This window comes from Lysobacter sp. P5_B9 (genome assembly GCF_054049835.1).
The window spans coordinates 39,101-58,563 of sequence record NZ_JBFULP010000002.1; the positions used below are offsets into that span (position 1 = coordinate 39,101).

Sequence of the window (19,463 nt, forward strand, 5' to 3'; positions counted from 1 at the left end):
ACCGCGGGCAGGCAGGCCGCGCGCAGACCGTAAGATGGCGTCGATGTCCGTCCGCTACCGTCCCCTGCCGCCGCTGGCGCGCACCTGCCTGATCGCGCTGGCCGTGCTGGCGCTGCTGTGCTGGCTGGGACCGTTGGCGACCCGCTTCGATCCGCACACGCCGGACTGGGGCGCGATGTCGGTGCGGCCCGGCGTGGGCGGGCACTGGTTCGGTACCGATGCGATCGGCCGCGATGTCTTCGCCCGCACGCTGGCCGGCGGACGCTTGTCGCTGACCGTCGGCCTGCTGTCGAGCATCGTCGCGCTGGTGATCGGCCTGGGTTACGGCGCGATCGCCGGACTGGCCGGCGGCCGCGTCGAGCGCGCATTGCTGCGCGTGCTCGACGTCTTCAGCGCAATCCCTTTCCTGCTGGTGGTGATCCTGCTGTTGACGCTGTTCGAGCGTTCGCTGGGACTGCTGCTGGCGGCGATCGGTGGTTACGTGTGGATCGACCTCGCGCGAGTGATGCGCGCCGAAGCCGCGCGCCTGCGCGAGGCGCCATTCGTACTCGCCGCGCAGGCGGCCGGCGCGGATTTCGGCCAGCGCCTGCGCTGGCACGTGCTGCCGAACCTGTTGCCGCTGGCGTTCGTGTACCTCGGCCTGATCCTGCCGCAGGCGATCCTGGTGGAGAGCTTCCTCGGCTTCCTCGGGCTCTCGGTCGATGAGCCATCGGCGAGCTGGGGCACGCTGCTGAGCGAGGGCGTGCAGGAACTCGACAGCGCGCCGTGGACACTGTTGTTCCCGGCGGTGTTCCTGGTGGCGACGCTGGCGGCCTTCCAGTTCCTCGGCGACGGCCTGCGTGACTGGCTGGACATCCGCGGCGACACTGGCAGCGGCACGCGCGTCGAACGCGAGAGTGCGGCGGCATGAGCACTCTGGCATGAGCAGGGGTGGCATGAGCAGGCCGGTGCTCGCAATCGAGGGGTTGTCCATCGCTGCCGGCGGGCGGTCGCTGCTCGACGCGCTGGCGCTGCAGTTGCACGCCGGCGAATGCCTCGGCCTGGTCGGTGAAAGCGGCAGCGGCAAGAGCCTCACCGCGCTGGCGCTGCTCGGGTTGCTGCCCGCCGGACTGCACGCACGGGGGCAGTTGCGCCACGAAGACCGCGCCATCGCCCTGGGCTCGCCCGCGCACGCGGCGCTGCGCGGGCGCGTGCTCGGCTGGGTCCCGCAGGATCCGCTCGCCAGCCTGCATCCCTTGCGCAGCGTCGGCGCCCAGCTGGTCGAGACGTTGCGCGTGTTGCGCGGGCTGTCGCGGGCCGCGGCGCGGCGCGAGGCCGAAGCTTTGTTCGCCCGCGTGCAGCTGCCCGAACCCACGGCGGCCCTGCGCCGGTACCCGCACGAATTCTCCGGCGGCCAACGCCAGCGCATCGCCATCGCCCTCGCGCTGGCGGCGCAACCGCGCGTACTGGTCGCGGATGAGCCGACGTCGGCGCTGGACGCACGCATCGCCCGCGACATCCTCGACCTGCTCGACACGCTGCGGCGCGAGGAGGGGTTGTCGCTGCTGCTGATCAGCCACGACCTGCCGCTGGTAGGCGCGTACGCGCAGCGCCTGCTGGTACTGCAGCGCGGCACGGTGGTCGAGCAGGGCGACACGCGTGCGGTGTTCGCCGATCCGCAGCACGCGTACACACGCGAACTGCTGGCAGCCGACCGCCTCGATCCGCTGCCCGTAAGGAACACACCCGCGCCGGTGCTGTTGCGCGGCGAACGCCTGCGCCTGCGCTATCCGCGCGCGCCGCGCGACGCCCTGCATGACGTCTCCATCGAGTTGCGCCGCGGTGAAGGCCTCGCCCTGGTGGGCGAAAGCGGCAGCGGAAAGAGCACGCTTGGCCGCGTATTGCTGCGCCTGCTGCGCGGCGCGCACGGCAGCGTGCGGTTCGATGGCGTCGAACTGACCACGCTCGGCCGCGCGCAACTGCGCAGGCTGCGGGCACGCATGGGCGTGGTGTTCCAGGATCCCTACGCCTCGCTCGATCCGCGCCTGCGCGTGGCCGACATCGTCGCCGAGCCGTTGCGCATCCACGGTCGGGGCGATGCCGCGTCGCGCCGCGCCAAGGCGGCGGAACTGCTGGTCGCGGTGGGCCTGGAGGCGGACATGCTCGACCGCCACCCGCACCAGTTCAGCGGCGGCCAGCGCCAGCGCATCGCGATCGCGCGCGCACTGGCGACCGCGCCCGAACTGCTGGTCTGCGACGAAGCGGTCTCCGCCCTGGATGCGCACCACCGCGCCGCCATCCTCGCCTTGCTGGCACGGCTCAAGCGCGAGCGCGGGCTGGCCCTGCTGTTCGTGACCCACGACCTGGCGGCCGCGGCCGCGGTGGCCGAGCGCATCGCCGTGCTCGATGCCGGTTGCATCGTGGAAACCGGCGCGACCATCGAGGTGTTGCGGCAACCGCAACACGCGCACACGCGCGCACTGCTGGCGGCGCGTCCCGCGACCTAGGCGGGGGCGCACACTCAGGCCGTGGTCAGATCAGCCCGCCGCCCAGGCTCAGGCGGATCGCGGCGACCACGATCACGATGCCATTGAGGATCAGGCCCGTCTTCGCGCGCCCGCGGTTCTCGCTGCGGGTGAACAGGATGCCGATCGCCGCGATCATGGCGCCCACCGCGGCAAACGGAATCAGCAGCCAATTGGTGAGGCCGATGACCGGTATCAGGGCCAGCACCATCCAGCACAGGGCGAGGATGCCCCACAACACACTGATCAGCCCCATCGTTGCCTGCTCCCGGGCCGCGGCGCGGCCGATGCGCACAAGATGGCGCCGGCGCGGCGCCGCTTCAAGTAAACCGATGGCCCATCCGGCTGCTAGGTGTGCGCAGCGCGCGTAGCGCGTGCTCAGCCAGCGATGTCGTGGACGCCGTCGATCTCCACCCGCAACTCGCGGCGACAGATCGCCGCGTGCAGCACCACGAAGTGCACGCCTGGATCGACCCGCTCGCGCAGCAATGCCGACACGGTGTCGAGGTCCGCGCGGTCGCGCACGTAGGCCTTCAGCTGCGTGCCCGCGCCCATGCGCGCCGGCAGCTCGGGACGGCGCGCATGCGCGGCGGCGATGAGGCTATCGAGGTTGGCCAGCGTTTCGTCCAGCTGCGCGCCGATATCGTCGGCGTGGCGCGATTCATGGCCGACGATCGCCGCGGTACCGGAGATCAGCAGCGGCATCACCGTGCCGGGCGGCAGCATCGCGCGGGCAAAGCTCGGCGGCTGCGGGCCGTACTGGCGCGGGTAGCGGTAGGCGCTGATCTGGCGCGGGTTCTCCAGGGGCGTGCCCGGCGTGCGCGATGCCAGCCAGTAGACCTGCAGGCGTTGCGCGCCGGCCGCGGTCGAGTGGCCGATCGCGGTGGCCGCCGGCAGCGCCTGGGGATCGAATTCGCCCAGCCCGCGCGCGCGGCCCACGCAGAAGATGCGGTAGCGCTCGGCGTCGCCGTTGCCATGGGTGATGCCGTCGAGGTAGTTCCACACGCGCAGCAGGTGCGGGTAACCGCGTGCCTGCGTGAACGCGCCCAGCCTGGCGTAGGCGGCGCTCGCGGCGGCCTCGATGTCGCCTTCGTCCTCGTCCAGTTCGATGGCCCCGAACTGCAGCGCGCCGTCTTCCGCCCACGCCACGCCGGCGTCGCGACCGCGCGCGACCGGGCCGTGCGCGCGCCAGTGCTCCAGCGGCGCCGCGCCGTGCGGCTGCAGCGCGACGCGCAGGTAACGCGGGTCATCATGGGTGGGGGCGCCGTCGCCAAAGCCGATCACGGCGAGCGTGTCCGGCGCGGCCAGCAATGCTTCAGTGGTCGCATCGCTGTAGCCGATGTGGAGGTGCGAAGGCAGCACCAGCGGTTCCACTGCGCTCATGGATTGCCCTGCTGCAGGGTGTCGCCGCTGAAACCTTCGCGCGCCGCGCGCCGGCGCTGCAGCCAGCCGCGCAATGCGCCGGGCATCTGCTGCAACGCGGTCAGGGCATAGATCACCCGGAACAGGCGCAAACGCCGCACCACCGCGGGGTTGTCGAAGACATCGCCCGCCAGCATCGAGATCACCGCCTGTTCCACCTGCCACGCGTTGCGGGGGTTGTTGAACAGGTGCTTCATCACTGGCGTGTTGAAGCGATAGATGAACCACTGGAACCAGCGCAGGCCGCGCACCATGCGCCGGGCCATCGCCGCCTGCAGCGCGGCTTCGCGCACCGGTTCGCGCAGCGCGCCGTCGACGACCTTCGCCGCCTGCTCGGCGCTGTCCATCGCCAGGTACACGCCCGAGGAGAAGATCGGATCGACGAACGCATAGGCATCGCCGGCCATCAGCCAGCCGGGCCCGGCCATGCGCGTGCAGCTGTAGGCGTAGTTGCCGGTCACGTGCACCGGGGCGACGCGCGTCGCGCCCTGCATGCGCGCCGCGACCTGCGGTTCGCCCAGCAGGGTGTCCATGAGGAAGCGTTCGCTCTCGCCGCGGCGCTGCTTGAGGTAGGACGGGAAGCACACCGCGCCGATGCTCATCACGCCGCGCGGCAGCGGGATCAGCCACATCCAGCCGTGGGCGAAGCGCTGCACGGTGATGTTGCCGTCATCGGTGCCGGGGCGACGCTGCACGCCGTCGAAGTGGCTGAAGATCGCCGCCGACTGGTGCTTCTCGTTCTTGCGCTTGAGCTTGAAGCGGTTGCCGAGGAAGGTGTCGCGGCCGCTGGCGTCGATCACATAGCGCGGCCGCACGTCCAGGGCGACGCCGTCCTCGCTGCGCGCATACACGCGCTCGGGGCGATCGTCCGCGCCGAATTCGATGCGCTCGACCTTCACCCCCTCGCGGGCGTCGACGCCGCAGCGCCCGGCATGGGCGAACAGCAACTGGTCGAATTCCTCGCGGTGCACCTGGTAGGCGTGCGGGAAGACCGGATTGAGCGCGCGGTCGAAGCGGAAGGTGTTGTAGTCCGTCCCATCGGGATTGCGGCACGCCAGCGGGAAATCCGCGCCGGCCTTGAAGGTGCCGATCGCGTGGACCTGTTCCAGCACGCCCAGGCGCTCGAGGATGGGCAGGTTCATCGGCAGCAGGGATTCGCCGATGTGGAAGCGGGGATGGTGGTCCTTCTCCAGCAGCAGCACCTTCCAGCCCTGGCGGGCGAGGAATGTCGCGGCGGTGGTGCCGGCGGGTCCGCCGCCGATCACCAGGACGTCTGTTTTCATCACGTGATCCAGCACGTGGGCATCGCTGGCGGCGTCCGTGGCCTGTTGGCGGGGGGCTGCGGAGCGGGCGTCGGGCGAATGTGTCATCCGGTCATGATAGTCGGTGCCCGTCAAGACGAGGCTTGCACCACGGGGCGCGATGCTGGATCGTTGCGCCCCCGTACCTGTACTGCCCGGATTTACCGATGTCTGAAATACACGCCCCCGCCCAGACGGCCGCCGAAGCCGAACTGGCCCAGTTGCTGGTCGAGAGCCTGAATCTCGAAGGCACCGATCCCGCCGGGATCGATCCGGAGGCGCGTTTGTTCGGTGAGGGCCTGGGGCTGGATTCGATCGACGCCCTGGAACTGGCGCTGGCGGTCTCGAAGAAATACGGCTTCCAGCTGCGTTCGGACAACGACGAGAATCGCCGCATCTTCGGGTCGCTGCGCGCGTTGTCGGCGCATATCGAGCACAACAAGGCGGCCTGACCGGGCCTGCCCATCACAACCCGGCCCAACGCATGAACCGTTCAGTCGCGGCGCGGACGGTGTTCGCGCTCGCCTACCCGCCGCTGGCTTTCTGGGCGACGCGCGCCGGCAGCGGTGAAGCGGCGGCGCTGGCCCTGGGCGACCTGATCCTGGTCTTCCTGGTCGGGCCGTTGCTGCGCCCGCGCGCGTGGGCATGGGGACTGGCCGCGTTGCTTGCGGCAGGCCTGTACGCCCTGGCCCGCACGGAAATCGCGCAGTTGTTGCTGCTGGCGCCGCCGGTCCTGATCCTGGCGACGCTGGCGTGGCTGTTTGGCCGCAGCCTGCGCGTGCCACGCGAGGCGCTGATCACCCGGATAGTGGCTGCGATTCACCAGCGGCCCGCACAGGACCTTCCGGCCGACCTGCTGCGCTATACGCGCCGGCTCACCGCGGCGTGGTCGCTGTTGCTGGGCATGCTGGCGGTGGTCAATGGCGTGCTCGCCTTTGCCGAGGTGCCCGGCGGCGTGCTGGCACGGCTGGGCCATGCGCCGGCATGGGGCATCGTGCGCGAGCAGGGTTCGCTGCTCGCCAACCTCGTCAACTACGGCGTGGTCGGGACCTTCTTCGTCGGCGAATACCTGCTGCGCGGTCGTTTCGTCAAGGAGCGGCCCTACCGCAACTTCGCCGATTTCATGCACAGGATGGCGCGGCTGGGACCGGCGTTCTGGCAGGGATTCCTGCGTTAGCGCGCCGGAGGGGCGCGTGACCCGGTGTGGTCCGCCGGCAACCGCCATAATTCGCGCATGCGCTTCACCATTCCCCACGACCATCCGAGCCTGCCCGGCCATTTCCCCGGCCGTCCGCTGGTGCCGGGCGTGCTGCTGCTCGATCGCGTGGTGAGCGCGATCGAAGCCGAGCACGGACTACTCGGCCCCTTGCGCCTGCCGCAGGTGAAGTTCCTGCAACCGCTGCTGCCTGGGGAGGAAGCGCGCATCGAACTCGAAGGGACGGCGCCGCGCTGGCGTTTCCGCATCCTGCGCGGCGACCTGCTGCTGGCCAGCGGGGACGTGGTGGTGGACGCATGAACGCGGCGGACTGGAAGCAGCGCCCCGAAGGCGGCGGCTTTGCCGCCATCTGGCTGATCCGCACCATCGCGCGCCGGGGCGGCCGCCTGCTCGCGCGCAGCCTGCTGTGGCCGATCACGGCGTACTTCCTGATGCTGCGCGGACCCGAGCGCCGCGCTTCGCGCGCCTACCTGCGCCGCGTCCTGCCGGTGCGGCCGAACCTGCTGCATGTCGCGCGGCATATCCATACCTTCGCTTCGACCATCCTCGACCGCGTGTTCCTGCTCAGCGGCCAGTTGCAGCGCTTCGATTTCACGGTGACGGGTCTGGCCGGGCTGGAGGCGCAACTCGATCGCGGCCAGGGCGTGCTGGTGCTGGGTTCGCACCTGGGCAGCTTCGACGCGCTGCGCGCGCTCGCCACGCGGCGGCCGGACGTGCGCGTGCGCGTGTTGCTCGACAAGGGCCATAACCCGGCGGTGCAACAGCTGCTCGATACGCTGAATCCCGAGCTGGCGCGCGACATCATCGACGCGGGCCAACCCGGTCCGGCGATCGTGCTGGCGATGAAGGAAGCGCTCGACCAGGGCGCGCTGGTGGCGATGCTGGCCGATCGCGCGGTAGCGAACGAGGCCACGGTCAGCGCGGAATTCCTCGGCGATGCGGTGCGCTTTCCCGCCGCGCCGTGGCTGATCGCCGGCGTCCTGCACGTGCCCGTCACGCTGGCCTTCGGCCTGTACCGGGGCGGCAACCGCTACGAGCTGGTCTTCGAACCGCTCAGCGACGGGCTTTCCCTGCCGCGCCATGAACGCCCCCAAGCCCTCTCCGGCCTCGTGCAGACTTACGCGGCGCGGCTGCAGCATCATGCGCAGCGCGCGCCGTACAACTGGTTCAACTTCTACGACTTCTGGCAAACCCATGACGCGACTACCGTCCACGATGAAAACACTGGGCATGGTCGTGCTCCTGCAAGCGCTGATGGCGCCGCTGCACGCCGCTTCTCCTGAGCCGGCGCGCGCCGACAGCGACTGGATCCTTGCCCGGCTCGTGCAGCCGCCGCCGGCGCGCACGTCCTTCGTCGAACTGCGCGGGTCGAAACTGCTGAAGAAGCCGCTGCGCCTGCAGGGCGAATACCTGCGTCCGGACGCCGACACGCTGGTGCGCCAGGTCGCCGCGCCCTATGTCGAAACCACCACCATCCGCGCCGGGGAGGTAGAGATCGCCCGCGAAGGCAAGACGCCGCGCCGCTTCTCGCTGGCGCGCGTGCCGGAGATGGCAGCGCTGCAGGCCAGCTTCGGCGCGCTGCTCTCCGGCGATCGTCGCCTGCTCGAACAGCACTACCGCCTCGACACCCAGGGTACGCGCCAGCGCTGGACGTTGACGCTTACGCCCAAGGATCCCGTGGTGTTGCAGAAGCTCGAGGCGGTCACGCTGTATGGCAGCGGCTCCGAATTGCGCTGCATCGAAACCCAGCCGGTCAATGGCGAATCCCAGCGCACCCTCCTCGCCGGCGCCGCGCGCGCGGCCGGAACCGTCTATGCGCCCGGTGCGCTGGCGACGTTGTGCTACGGCGGCGCCAAAGCGCAATGAAGCTGCCGCCGATGACGCCGCGTTCGCGCCTGACGCTGGCATTGCTGTGGCTGGCGGTACTGGCGCTCGCCGGCTGGTGGCTCGGCAGCCGCGTCGAGCTCAGTGGCGACCTGCGCAAGTTCATGCCGGCCGCGGAAACCCGCGCGCAGAAGCTGTTGATCGACGAGCTGGGCGAGGGCCCGGGTTCGCGCCTGCTGCTGGTGGCGTTGTCCGGCAGCGATGCGCAGACGCTCGCGATGCAGTCCTCGGCGCTGCGCGAACGGCTCCTTCCGCAACCGCAGTTCAAGCTGGTCGCCAACGGCGGTGATTCCGGCCTCGAAGCAATTCCCGAGGGCCTGCGTCCGTACCGCTACCTGCTCTCCGATACCGCCGACACGCATCGCTTCGACCGCGCATTCCTCAGCGCCGAACTCGGCCAGCGCGTGCAGGACCTGGGGTCGCCCGCGGCCGCACTGGTCGAGCCGCTGCTGCCGCGCGATCCCACCCTGGAAACACTCAAGCTCGCGGAAGCCTGGCAGCCGGCGAATGCACCGCAGCGCCTGCACGGGGTCTGGTTCGACCGCGCCGGGCGCGAAGCGTTGCTGGCGATCGAAACGCGCGCCGCCGGTTTCGATCCCAAGGGCCAGCAGACCGCGGTCGATGCGATCCGCGCCGCCTTCGCGGAGGTGGCCGGCAAGAGCGGCAGTCGCCTCACCCTCAGCGGGCCGGGTGCGTTCTCGGTGGAGATCGGCGGCCGCACCGCGAAGGAAGCCGGTTGGATCGGCACCATCGACAGCGTGATTTTCGTCTTGCTGCTGTGGCTGGCGTACCGCAGCTGGAAGGCGCCGCTGCTCGGCGGCCTGCCTCTGGCGAGCGGTGGCCTGGCGGGACTGGCCGCGGTCACGTTCTTCTTCGATGGCGTGCACGGCATCACCATCGCCTTCGGCTTCACCCTGATCGGCGTCGCCCAGGACTATCCGATCCACCTGTTCTCGCACCAGCGCGCCGGCCTGTCGCCCTGGGCGAGCGCGCGCGCGCTGTGGCCGACGCTGGGCACCGGCGTGGCATCGACCTGCATCGCCTACTTCACCTTCCTGGTGTCGGGTGTCGACGGCTTGAAGCAGCTGGCGGTATTCACCATCGCCGGCCTCGGCGTGGCCGCGCTGACCACGCGCTTCCTGTTGCCGGGCCTGATCGACCCCACGCCGCGCGACGCTGCCGACTCCCTGCGCCTGGCCGAATTGTGGGAGCGGTTCGCGCGCTGGCCGCGCCTGAGTGGCCCCGCGTATTACCTCCTCGCCGCCGCCGCGATCGCGATCGCCTGGTGGGCGCCGGGCCCGTTCTGGCAGAACGACCTGTCGCGCCTCACGCCGGTGCCGGCGCCCGCGCTCGCGCGCGATGCGCAGTTGCGCGGCGAACTCGGCGCGCCCGACGTGCGTTACCTCGTCGCGGTGGAAGCGCGCAATGCCGAAGTGGCACTGCAGGTACTGGAACGCCTGCAGCCCGCGCTGGCCAAGTTGCGCGCGGACGGCGCGATCGCCGGTTTCGATTCCGCCGCGCGCTACCTGCCCAGCCAGGCGGTGCAGCGCGCGCGCCAGGCCAGGCTGCCCGAACGCAGCCAGCTGCAGCGCGCGTTCAACGGCGCGGTCTCCGGCAGCGCGTTCACGGCCGATGCGTTCGACGGCTTCGTCGACGATGTCGAGACCGCGCGCACGGCGCCGCCGCTGGCGCCCCATGATCTCGACGGCACACCGCTGGCGGCCGCCATCGGCGGGCTGCTGCTGGAACGCAACGACCACGCCACGGCACTCGTATCACTGAATGGATTGCGTGATCCGGCCGCCGTGGCGCGGGTGGCCAAAAAGCACGGCGCGGCGTTGCTCGACCTCAAGCAGGCCTCCGAATCGCTGGTCGCCGCTTACCGCGAACGCGTGCTGCTGGCGCTGGCGCTGGCGTGGGTGCTGCTGATCATCACGGTCTGGATCGCATTGGGCCAGCCGCAGCGCGTACTGCGGGTACTCTCGCCGATGGTGCTGACCACGCTGCTCATCCTCGCCGTGCTGCGTGGTTTTGGTGTCGAGCTCAACCTGTTCCATCTGGTCGCGTTGATCCTCGCGGCCGGCCTCGGCCTCGATTACGCGCTGTTCTTCGACCATGCCGGTGACGACCACGCGGAGCAGCTGCGCACCCTGCACGCGATCATCGTCTGCAGCCTCACCACGCTGCTGGTGTTCGCGCTGTTGGCGCTTTCCTCGATTCCCGTGCTGCGCGCGATCGGCAGCACGGTGGCGCTGGGCGTGGTCTGCAACTTCGTCCTGGCCCTGCTGCTGGTGCGGCAGCCGGCGACGCGGAAGGCGGTCAACACATGATCGGCCGCGCGGACATCCAGGCGCTGATTCCGCACCAGGGCGCGATGTGCCTGTGGGACGAAGTCATCGCCTGGGACGACGCACGCGTCCACGTGCGTGCGCACGGCCATCGCGACCCGGCGCACCCGTTGCGCAGCGGCGGCCGGCTGCATGCCGTGCACCTGTGCGAATACGGCGCGCAGGCGATGGCGGTGCACGGCGGATTGCGTGCGCGCGCGCGCGCCGGCATCGCCAGGGCGGGCATGCTGGTCGCATTGCGCGGCATCCAGCTGCACGTGGCGCGCATCGATGACCTCGCCGGGCCCATCGAGTGCGAGGCGCAGCCGCTCGCGGAGGGCGAGCACAGCCAGCAGTACGCATTCCGCATCACCCATGCCGGCGCCCTGATCGCAGAGGGGCGGGCCGCGGTGATGCTGCAGGGAGACACGGCATGAACGAGATCCGCAAGCGCGCGCTGGTCACCGGGGGCAGTGGCGACCTGGGGTCGGCGATCTGCATGCAACTCGCGGCCGCGGGCATGCACGTGATCGTGCATGCGCACGGCAATCGCGCCCGCGCGGAGGAGGTGGCCGCCACGATCCGCGCCGAAGGTGGCACTGCCGACCCCGTGGCCTTCGACGTCACCGACGCCGAGGCCAGCCGTGCGGCGATCGATGCGCTGCTCGAAACCGGGCCGGTCCAGATCGTCGTCAACAATGCCGGCATCCACGACGACGCGCCCCTGGCGGGCATGACCGCACAGCAATGGAAGCGCGTCATCGACGTGTCGCTGCACGGCTTCTTCCATGTCACCCAGCCACTGCTGTTGCCGATGGCGCGCACCCGCTGGGGCCGCATCGTGAGCGTATCGAGCGTGGCCGCCGTGCTCGGCAACCGCGGCCAGGCCAACTACGCCGCCGCCAAGTCGGCATTGCACGGGGCGACGCGGTCGCTGGCACGCGAGATGGCGTCGCGCGGCATCACCGCGAATGTCGTTGCGCCCGGCGTGATCGCCGGGCGGATGACGTCGGAGCTGTTCCCGGACGAAGCGATCCGCCAGATGGTGCCCGCCGGCCGCGCTGGCCGTCCGGAGGAAGTGGCGCACCTGGTGGCCTTCCTCTGTTCCGATGCGGCCGGTTACATCAACGGCCAGGTGATCGGCATCAACGGCGGCATGGGCTAGCCGCGACCGCGCCAGCGGCCCCTTGCTGGACCATTCACGCCGATGGGTGCACGCTTCGGGGATCCGGAGCCACGAGAATCCCGCCATGCGCATCCTGTCCCTGCTCCTCCTGCTGGCCGCACTCACCGGTTGTGCCAGTACGTCCAAGGTCATGGTCGGCCAGACCCGCGCGCCGATCACTCCCGACCAGGTCCGCATCTATTCCCAGCCGCCGCCGCACTATCAGGAGATCGCGATGCTGGAGACACAGAGCGGCGGGTTCACCTACGGCGAGCAGAAAAAGATGGACGAGGTGCTCGCCAACCTGCGCAAGTCCGCGGCCGAGCTCGGCGCCAACGGCGTGCTGCTGGAGGGCCACGGCAACGTGTACAGCGGCAGCAGTGTTGGTGTGGGTGTCGGCAGCTCGAACTACGGACACAGCAGCAGCACGGGCGTCGGCGTCGGCTTCAACATCAGTCCGTCGCCCAAGCACGCGAGTGCGATGGCGATCTGGGTCGATCCGGCGGATGTGCCGACCTTGCCAGCCACGCCCGCGCCGCCGACAACGCCGCCGCCGCGTACGCCCTGACGCAGCTCAGCCGGCGCGCGGCATCCGCGGCGCGTCGAATACCGTGCCGAACTCGCCGCTGGGATCGTGGATCACCGGCGGATGCGCGCGCGTGATGCGGTACTCGCGCATGACGTTGCCGTAACCCCACACCTGCTTCACCACGTGCGATGTGATGCGGTACAGGTCGCGCAGCGGGCGGAAGTGGCTTTTGCGAGTAGCGCCTGAAACAAGCCTGGGCTCGAAGTGGCTGCAGCCTTGGAGCGGTGATTCAGGGGCGCTCACTATGGTTCGCAAATTACGAACGCGGTGTTCTCGAATTGCTCTAGGCGGACGCTTCTGGTCTTGCTCAGAATCCGCGCTACGCCCCACTTTGGGGTCTGGCAAACAGATTTCTATGCCGAACTTTGGGGACTGTTGTGGCGATATGAAGGATGCGTTGACTTCGCCACCCGGAAAGCTGCTGCGGGTCGAAGACAGCGGCGTCCTGTACTTGACGGTCGGATATGCCAATACAGACGAAGGTGTCGGCTGGTTTGACCAAGCTGCTCTGTTTTGCCCTTTCTGCGGCACAGCTCTCCAGTCGCGCGACGAGAAACGGCGCCGTGCAGGGGCCTAACAATTCATTCAAGCCGAAGCCGCTTCGCGGATTGCTTAATTCAGCCAGCGTAGCCCGGGTAAGCGAAGCGCACCCGGGTGCTTTTCGTAACGGTGCAATTCCACCCGGGTGCGGCCTGCGGCCTTAACCGGACTACGATGCTGAGTCAGGTCCAGCTAGAGATTCGGGACAGGACCATGGAAAGCCAAAACGTTGGCCTTTCAAACCCATATCTGAAGATGAGCGCGATGCTCGTCATGGCGTGCCTGGCTGCCATCGCATTTACGTCGTTCTTTTCCGTAGACCGGGAACTTCAGGCTACGGTTCGCAACGTCGGCGGACTAGGCCTGCTTGCAGGTGCCGTCATCTACGTCGTCGGTAGATTCGTTCGGGCCAAGCGTGCACGTGCGCAGGCCTGACAATTCATTCCAGCCGAAGCCACTTGGCGGCTCGGCCTGACTCAAGCGGTGCGCGACGCGCGCTCCAGCGGCAGCTTGGCGAACTCGCCGCTAGGATCGTGGATCACCGGTGGATGCGCGCGCGTGATGCGGTACTCGCGCACGACGTTGCCGTAGCCCCACACCTGCTTCACCACGTGCGACGTGATGCGCCACAGGTCGCGCAGCGGCCGGAAGTGGCTTTTGCGGAACTGCGGGCCTTCGGGCTCGGCGCCCTGGTAGCGCGATTCGATCGGCACCGATACSCAGCGCACGCCCAGGCGGCGCGACGCGGTGATCAGGATCTGCGCTTCGTACACGAAATCCTCGCCCGGCACGTCGCGCAGCGCCGCCACGCTGGCGGGATAGAAGCGCTGGCCGCTCTGGGTGTCGGCAACGAGGAAGCCGCAGCCCCAGGAGATGCCCCAGTCGCCGAACTCGTTGGCGAGGCGGCGATAGGCCGGCTGCGAGGCGCGCTTGCGCAGGCGTGCGCCGATGACGATGTGGTCGGGGTAGGCATTCGCCGCCGCGATCAGGCGCGGAATGTCGGCCGCATCGTGCTGGCCGTCGCCGTCCATGGTGATGACGCCGCGCGCGCCGCGCCGCAATGCCTCGGCGAACCCGTCGCGCAAGCCGGCACCCTTGCCCATGCGCTGTGCATGGCGCAGCACGGTCACCGGCAGGTCGGCGACCCGCTCGCCGGTGCCGTCGTCGGAGCCGTCGTCGACCACGATGACGTTAGGGCATTCGCGCAACGCGGCTTCGACCACGCCACGGATGCGCAACGCCTCGTTGAGGGCGGGAATCACGACATGGATGTTGCTTCGATCGATCACCAGTGGATCCTGACGGTGAGGGCACGGCCGGGGCCGGCCGGGAGTATCGCGGTATCTGGAATATCACGGATGCCGTCGCGGGCGAGTGCATCGAACAGCGGCAGCATCGGCGCCATCGCATTGCCTTCGGCATGGCGCGCCAAGGGCCCGGTGCCGCGCGTTGTGCCGCCGGCGCCCAGTTCGACCGAAAGCACCGGGGCGCCCGCGCGCTCGTGCCGCGCCAGCACCAGCGCCGCGCCAAGCAGGCCCTGGCTGGGCGTGACCTGCATGAGCGGACCCACGGAAGCGCTGTCGTAGGCGACCAGCAGCACCGCGTCGCTGCCGCTCTCGAGCTGCGCCAGCGCCTCGATCAGGCCCTGGGCGAAGCTGGCATCGCCGGCGCTGATCGCGGTGGCCGGCTGCATAGCGCCGGCGCCGATGGTCCAGTAGCCCGCGGCCGCGTTGTGCACGGAGTTGTGGAATCGCGTGGGCGACACGCTGCGCGGATCGCTGGCCAGCGTCGTGCACATGTAGTCGGTGATGGCGAGGTCGCCGTGCGCCGACGCGAACACCGACGGCAGCGCGGCCGGTTCGCGTCCCGCCGCGGTGCAGGCGGCGAGGGCGACATCCAAGGCGACGGCGACGGTTTCCGGGGCGCGGCGGCGTTCGTTGGCGGCGAGCAGTTGCGGCGCGGGCCGCACGGGGGCATCGGCGCCAAGGACGCCGCCATTCGCATACGCGCGCGCCGCCGTCCATGACGGCAGGCCGCCGGCCCAGAAACCGATGCCTTCGATCGTCGCGCGCAGTGGTTTCATGCGCGCGGCCGGCCGAAGACCAGCGAGCAGTTGTTGCCGCCGAAGCCGAAGGAGTTGTTCATCGCGTGCGCGATGTCGCGGCGTGCGTTGGCGAAACGGATCTGCGGGCCGCAGGCGGGGTCGGGCGTGTCGCTGTTGAGGATGCCGGGCAGTTCGCCGTGCTCGAGTGCGAGCAGGGCGATCACCGATTCGACGATGCCCGCCGCGCCCAGCGTGTGGCCGGTCCAGCCCTTGGTGGAACTGGCGTGCAGCGAGTCGGGGAACAGCGCCGCGACCGCCAGTGCCTCCACGCTGTCGTTGGCAGGCGTCGCCGTACCGTGCAGGTTGAGGTAGCCGATGTCCGCCGGCTCGACGCCCGCGCGCGCCAGCGCATCGCGCATGGCCAGTTGTGCGCCCAGGCCCTGCGGATGCGGCGTGGACATGTGGTGCGCGTCGCTGGACTCGCCGTAGCCGTGCAGCTGCAGCGCGGTGTCGCCGTCGTGCGTGCGTTCCAGCAGGGCGTAGCCGCCGGCTTCACCCAGCGACAGGCCGGTGCGCGCCGCATCGAACGGCCGGCAGGGATCCGTGGACACCAGTTGCAACGAGTTGAAGCCGAACAGCACGCTGCCGCACAGCGTGTCGATGCCGCCGACCAGCGCGGCATCGCACAGGTCGGCCGCCATCAGCCGCGAGGCCTGCGCGAACACCTTGGCGCTGGACGAGCACGCGGTCGCCACGGTGACGCACGGACCGCTCAGCCCGGTCATGGCCTGCACGAAGGCCCCGGGCGAGTGCGGCATGTGCACCATCGGCAACCGCAGGTCCGCGGGCAGGGCGCCGTGCTCGAGCCGGGCGTAGCCTTCCTCGGTGGCGCCGATGCTGGCGGTGGACGTCCCGATCACCACCGCCACGCGTTCGGCACCGTGGCGCGCGGCGGCGGCCGCGACGGCCTCGCGCATGCCGTCCTGCCGCAGCGCCAGCCAGGCGAGGCGGTTGTTGCGGCATTCCCATTCAGCCCATTCAGGTGGCAGCGCGGCGGTTTCCAGGCCCTCGACGCGGCCGATCCAGCAGTCCAGCGCGGTGTGTCCCGGCGCCAGCACGGGCAGGTCGTTGCGGCGCAGGCCGCCGCGGCGTTCCCGCAGGGCCTGGAGCTGGGCGTCGCGGCCACGGCCCAGCGCCGTGGTGGCGGTGTACGCGCGGATCGCCAGCGGCGCCATCGGCGGCGGGCGGACATGCGACGACATCGGCGACACGCGAAACTCCTCAATGACAGGCGCGGGAGTATAGCCAGCGGCTCGTCGGAGCCACCGCGAACGGGTGCGTGGATTTATCCTGTGGCAGGACGCGCGAACGCCGTCCCGACCAGCACCGCACCCGCCATGAGCAGCCGCACCTCCCATCGAATCTCCCTCGCGATCGACCGCGACGTGCTGCATGCCGGCGCGGTGGCCCTGTCGGCGTGCGTGCTGAGCGCGGGCCTGGTGTACGTCGGCTATCTCGTCCATGTCGTGCGGGTGGCCCGGCGCGCGCCGTGCGAACCCGTGGGCGGCGAGTGCGTGCTGCTGTTCGGCAAGGATGCGCCCGGCGGCCGCATCGACCGCGACTTCGCCGCGCGCCTGGATCGCGCGGTATCGCTATGGCAACAGATGCCGCGACGCAGCCTGGTGCTCCTGGGTGGCGGTGCGCAGGGCGAAGCCAGCGAGGCCGAAGTGGCCCGCAATGGCCTGCACGCGCGCGGCTTCGCCCGTGATATTCCGCTGCAGCTGGAGTCGCGTTCGCGCGACACGCTGCAGAACCTGCGCAACGCGCGCCAGCTGCTGGGCGACGGCATGCGCACGCGCGTCACCCTGCTCAGCAATCGCTACCACCTGGCGCGATGTGCGCTGTTCGCGCGCCAGCTGGGCTTCGACTTGGAACTGTGCGCCGCCGAACCGAAGTTGCGCATGGGGCCGCGCACGCTGTGGCGGCTGGCGGGCGAAGCGGCGTACGTGTGCTGGGCGGATCTCGGCACGCGCTGGGCGCGGTTGATCCGCCATCGGCGGATGTTGGAGCGGGTGACCTGAGCAAGCGCGTGGATCACCAGAAAAAACGGGATGGCGACGCATGGCCGCCATCCCGTCGTGTGGTGCCGTGATGCGTTACTTCGCCTTCTGCGCCGGCACTGACTCCTCACGTACTGCCTTCGCCTTCTGCGCGGGAACGAATTCCTCGCGCACCGCCTTCGCCAGCAACGCCGGCGGCAGCAGGCCCTGGTCGAGCAGGAAGTCGTTGAAGGCCTTGCGGTCGAACTTGTCGCCCAGCGCCACTTCGGTCTCCGCGCGCAGCTGCATGATCCGCGAGTAGCCGTAGAAGTAGCTGCCGGCCTGGCCCGGCGACTGCACCGAGTAGCGGTCGACTTCCTGGCGCGCCATCGCCTTCGAGTAGCCGGCTTCTTCGGTCAACACGCGGACCACGGTGTCGCGGTCGGTGAGGCCGAGGTTGATCATCGGGTCGAGCATCGCGCGCGCCGCGCGCAGCAGGCGGAACTGCAGCGCGATCAGCTGGCCTTCGAGCGGCTCATACGGAACCATCTCGGCTTCGGCGTACAGCGCCCAGCCTTCGACGTTGACCGAGTTGAACGCATACATCGTGCGCGCCAGCGACACGCCGCGCTCGACCATCGCGGTGAACTGCAGCTCGTGGCCGGGGCGGCCTTCATGCGCGGTCAGCGTCCACGCGCCGGCCGGGTAGTTGAAGTCGTCGTACGGACCGTCCGCGCCCGCGTTGGGATTGCCCAGCGGCAGCACGAACGTGCCCTGCTGGCCGGTGTTGCCCACCAGCGGCGCGGGCAGGAAGTGCGGTGCGGGCTGCGCGGCGTTCTCCGCCGCCGAGCCCAGGCGCATCTGCATCGGGCGCTGCGGCAGCGACACCACTTTGTTCGCGGCGATCAGGCGGTCGAGTTCCGGCATCACCACGTTGCGGTAATGCGGTTCGACCTGGTCGTCCTTGAACTGCGGGTGCTTGAGCTCGTTGATGACGCCGATGTAATCGGTCGACTTCAGGCCCTTCGCCTTGGCCACCAGCGGCGCCAGCTGCTGCATGGCGTTGCGGGTTTCCATGAATTCCAGCTGCGCGCGTTCGATCAGGATGCGCGGATCGATGTCGATGCCGAAGCCCTTCAGCTGCAGGGCATAGAGTTCATCGGGCAGCTTGTAGGTGGTGCGTGCGGCCGGCAGCACGGTCGACTTCGACCACGCCGCGTATTCGGTGAGCTGCTTGTCCAACGCGTCCAGTGCGGCAGCCGCTTCGCCGTCGAGCTTGTACTTGGCGAAGAGGTCGCGGATGCCCTGCTGGTAGGTCTTCACATTGTCGAGCGACTGCTGCACTTCGATCTGGGTCGGCTGCACCAGGCCCTTGTCGTTGCGCTCGTCGTAGCGCTGCTGCGCCAGCGTGGTCAGCGGCGTGGTGCCGGGCACCAGGCCGACATAACGCTGCAGGCGCTGCACGGCCTTGGCGCGACGGTCCTGCGGGGTCTGATCGGAAAGCAGCGACTGGATGCCCGAGAAGATGGTCTGGCCGGCGTCGAGCCACGGCCGCGTCAGGCGCTCGTTGACCTCGCTCGCCTTGATCTGGTCGTCGGCGGCCTGCAGCAGGATGGCGATGTCCTGCTTCACGTTGGCGTCGGTTTCCTTCGCCGACTTCGCGACGAGTTCGGCCTCGGCCTTGGCCGTGGCGTCGCGGAAGCGCTTGGCATAGCCAGGACCGAAATCGAATACCTGGTCGTCGAAGCCCGGCACGCCGAAGAACGACACCTGCTCCGGCTGGAACGGCGCCTGCGCGAGGATCAGGATCTGGGTGTATTCGTTGCTCCTGGCTACCCAGGCCGGTGCGGATTTGGCGGTCGGCTTGGCCGGTGCGGCCTTCGCCGCCGGCGCCTTCTGCGCCAGCACGACGGACGGCGCGAGCGCCAGGGAGACAGCGAAGAAGAGCGGCGCGAGAACGAGCGGCTTGGTCATGGGACACCCCGATGGAAGACGCCGCAGCATGGGCCTGTGGGTCGAAGGCCGCCATGCGCCGAAGGTCATGAGGTCCGGTGCCGGCGGGAGGCTTGGTTGCCACCGCGATCACGTTTCTCCGTAGCGGCCTGCACTGCCCCGTCCGCAGGCCCGCCGAGCACGCCCCATTGCTGTCACGCGACTTGCCGACGCGCACGAGGGTTTCTTTGGCCTTGCAGCACGCGCCCGCGGCGGACGTTCCGCGCAACGTGATCTTCGAAGAGCTGAAGCGACGTTCGTTGGCGGCCGATCTCCACCGCAACACACCCCCGCCCCAACCCTCCCCCGCAAGCGGAGGAGGGGGCAATCTTTCCTTCGCGCGCTTGCGGCCTGCTCCTTCCCCAAGCGGAGGAGGGAGCAATCTTTCCTTCGCACGCTTGTGGCTTGCTCCTTCCCCCGCATGCGGAGGAGGAGGCAAT

The 19,463-nt window shown here is 69.6% G+C and carries 20 protein-coding genes and 1 pseudogene; 13 read left to right on the forward strand and 8 right to left on the reverse strand.

Annotated elements, in window-relative coordinates:
* Window positions 1–43: 43 nt before the first annotated feature.
* Window positions 44–910 (forward strand): ABC transporter permease, encoded by an 867-nt coding sequence (locus ACXJJ9_RS05360; protein WP_457096204.1) that lies wholly within the window; start codon window positions 44–46, stop codon window positions 908–910.
* 25 nt (window positions 911–935) lie between these two features.
* On the forward strand, window positions 936–2,486 hold the full coding sequence (locus ACXJJ9_RS05365; protein WP_457096205.1) for a dipeptide ABC transporter ATP-binding protein: 1,551 nt from the start codon (window positions 936–938) through the stop codon (window positions 2,484–2,486).
* A gap of 25 nt (window positions 2,487–2,511) precedes the next feature.
* Here ACXJJ9_RS05365 and ACXJJ9_RS05370 read toward each other — a convergent pair whose 3' ends face one another.
* From ACXJJ9_RS05370 to ACXJJ9_RS05380, 3 genes are all read right to left on the reverse strand, one after another.
* A complete protein-coding gene (locus tag ACXJJ9_RS05370) occupies window positions 2,512–2,760 on the reverse strand; it encodes a hypothetical protein (RefSeq protein ID WP_310054552.1) in 249 nt (82 codons plus the stop codon).
* 122 nt (window positions 2,761–2,882) lie between these two features.
* Window positions 2,883–3,887 carry a chorismate transformation enzyme, FkbO/Hyg5 family gene (locus tag ACXJJ9_RS05375; RefSeq protein ID WP_457096206.1) on the reverse strand — a complete coding sequence of 335 codons (1,005 nt, stop codon included), beginning with the start codon at window positions 3,885–3,887 and terminating at the stop codon, window positions 2,883–2,885.
* On the reverse strand, window positions 3,884–5,209 hold the full coding sequence (locus tag ACXJJ9_RS05380) for an NAD(P)/FAD-dependent oxidoreductase (RefSeq protein WP_457096207.1): 1,326 nt from the start codon (window positions 5,207–5,209) through the stop codon (window positions 3,884–3,886). Before ACXJJ9_RS05380 ends, ACXJJ9_RS05375 begins: the two co-directional genes overlap by 4 nt.
* A gap of 185 nt (window positions 5,210–5,394) precedes the next feature.
* Between ACXJJ9_RS05380 and ACXJJ9_RS05385 the strand changes: the two genes are divergently transcribed.
* The 9 genes from ACXJJ9_RS05385 (at window position 5,395) to ACXJJ9_RS05425 (ending at window position 12,387) form a co-directional block, all read left to right on the forward strand.
* A complete protein-coding gene (locus tag ACXJJ9_RS05385; RefSeq protein WP_457096208.1) occupies window positions 5,395–5,679 on the forward strand; it encodes a phosphopantetheine-binding protein in 285 nt (94 codons plus the stop codon).
* A 32-nt stretch (window positions 5,680–5,711) separates the two neighbouring features.
* Complete coding sequence (locus ACXJJ9_RS05390) at window positions 5,712–6,404, forward strand: ketosynthase (RefSeq protein ID WP_457096209.1); 693 nt, start codon at window positions 5,712–5,714, stop codon at window positions 6,402–6,404.
* Between the two features lie 57 nt (window positions 6,405–6,461).
* Window positions 6,462–6,743: a hypothetical protein gene (locus ACXJJ9_RS05395; protein WP_457096210.1), complete on the forward strand. Its 282-nt coding sequence runs from the start codon at window positions 6,462–6,464 to the stop codon at window positions 6,741–6,743.
* Window positions 6,740–7,726: an LpxL/LpxP family acyltransferase gene (locus ACXJJ9_RS05400; protein WP_457096211.1), complete on the forward strand. Its 987-nt coding sequence runs from the start codon at window positions 6,740–6,742 to the stop codon at window positions 7,724–7,726. Before ACXJJ9_RS05395 ends, ACXJJ9_RS05400 begins: the two co-directional genes overlap by 4 nt.
* A complete protein-coding gene (locus ACXJJ9_RS05405) occupies window positions 7,674–8,309 on the forward strand; it encodes a LolA-related protein (RefSeq protein ID WP_457096212.1) in 636 nt (211 codons plus the stop codon). Before ACXJJ9_RS05400 ends, ACXJJ9_RS05405 begins: the two co-directional genes overlap by 53 nt.
* Entirely contained in the window at window positions 8,306–10,657 is a 2,352-nt protein-coding gene (locus tag ACXJJ9_RS05410; RefSeq protein ID WP_457096213.1) for an MMPL family transporter, read from the forward strand. The genes ACXJJ9_RS05405 and ACXJJ9_RS05410 overlap by 4 nt, the downstream gene beginning before the upstream one ends.
* Window positions 10,654–11,091, forward strand: a complete 438-nt coding sequence (locus ACXJJ9_RS05415; protein ID WP_457096214.1) for a phosphotransferase — start codon at window positions 10,654–10,656, stop codon at window positions 11,089–11,091. Before ACXJJ9_RS05410 ends, ACXJJ9_RS05415 begins: the two co-directional genes overlap by 4 nt.
* Complete coding sequence (gene fabG / locus ACXJJ9_RS05420) at window positions 11,088–11,819, forward strand: 3-oxoacyl-ACP reductase FabG (RefSeq protein WP_457096215.1); 732 nt, start codon at window positions 11,088–11,090, stop codon at window positions 11,817–11,819. Before ACXJJ9_RS05415 ends, fabG begins: the two co-directional genes overlap by 4 nt.
* An 85-nt stretch (window positions 11,820–11,904) precedes the next feature.
* Window positions 11,905–12,387 carry a hypothetical protein gene (locus tag ACXJJ9_RS05425; RefSeq protein WP_457096216.1) on the forward strand — a complete coding sequence of 161 codons (483 nt, stop codon included), beginning with the start codon at window positions 11,905–11,907 and terminating at the stop codon, window positions 12,385–12,387.
* A 6-nt stretch (window positions 12,388–12,393) separates the two neighbouring features.
* Here the strand turns inward: ACXJJ9_RS05425 and ACXJJ9_RS05430 are convergent.
* A pseudogene (locus ACXJJ9_RS05430) lies at window positions 12,394–12,591 on the reverse strand (hypothetical protein); the annotation flags it as partial.
* 570 nt (window positions 12,592–13,161) lie between these two features.
* Between ACXJJ9_RS05430 and ACXJJ9_RS05435 the strand changes: the two are divergent.
* Complete coding sequence (locus ACXJJ9_RS05435) at window positions 13,162–13,383, forward strand: hypothetical protein (RefSeq protein ID WP_457096217.1); 222 nt, start codon at window positions 13,162–13,164, stop codon at window positions 13,381–13,383.
* Window positions 13,384–13,424: 41 nt separating this feature from the next.
* Here the strand turns inward: ACXJJ9_RS05435 and ACXJJ9_RS05440 are convergent, their stop codons facing one another.
* Genes ACXJJ9_RS05440 through ACXJJ9_RS05450 form a run of 3 tightly spaced genes read right to left on the reverse strand, consistent with a single transcriptional unit; the run spans window position 13,425 to window position 16,227 of the window.
* Entirely contained in the window at window positions 13,425–14,240 is an 816-nt protein-coding gene (locus tag ACXJJ9_RS05440) for a glycosyltransferase family 2 protein (RefSeq protein ID WP_457096582.1), read from the reverse strand.
* Window positions 14,234–15,031 carry a beta-ketoacyl synthase chain length factor gene (locus ACXJJ9_RS05445; RefSeq protein ID WP_457096218.1) on the reverse strand — a complete coding sequence of 266 codons (798 nt, stop codon included), beginning with the start codon at window positions 15,029–15,031 and terminating at the stop codon, window positions 14,234–14,236. The genes ACXJJ9_RS05440 and ACXJJ9_RS05445 overlap by 7 nt, the downstream gene beginning before the upstream one ends.
* Window positions 15,028–16,227 (reverse strand): beta-ketoacyl-[acyl-carrier-protein] synthase family protein, encoded by a 1,200-nt coding sequence (locus tag ACXJJ9_RS05450; RefSeq protein WP_457096583.1) that lies wholly within the window; start codon window positions 16,225–16,227, stop codon window positions 15,028–15,030. Before ACXJJ9_RS05450 ends, ACXJJ9_RS05445 begins: the two co-directional genes overlap by 4 nt.
* 162 nt (window positions 16,228–16,389) lie before the next feature.
* Here ACXJJ9_RS05450 and ACXJJ9_RS05455 point away from each other — a divergent pair, with 162 nt between their 5' ends.
* The gene (locus ACXJJ9_RS05455; RefSeq protein ID WP_457096219.1) at window positions 16,390–17,073 is read left to right on the forward strand and encodes a YdcF family protein; all 684 of its coding nucleotides are present in this window, start codon (window positions 16,390–16,392) and stop codon (window positions 17,071–17,073) included.
* Window positions 17,074–17,148: 75 nt separating this feature from the next.
* On the opposite strand, the gene ACXJJ9_RS05460 is transcribed toward ACXJJ9_RS05455, so the two are convergent.
* A complete protein-coding gene (locus ACXJJ9_RS05460; RefSeq protein ID WP_457096220.1) occupies window positions 17,149–19,005 on the reverse strand; it encodes a DUF885 domain-containing protein in 1,857 nt (618 codons plus the stop codon).
* Window positions 19,006–19,463 lie beyond the last annotated feature (458 nt).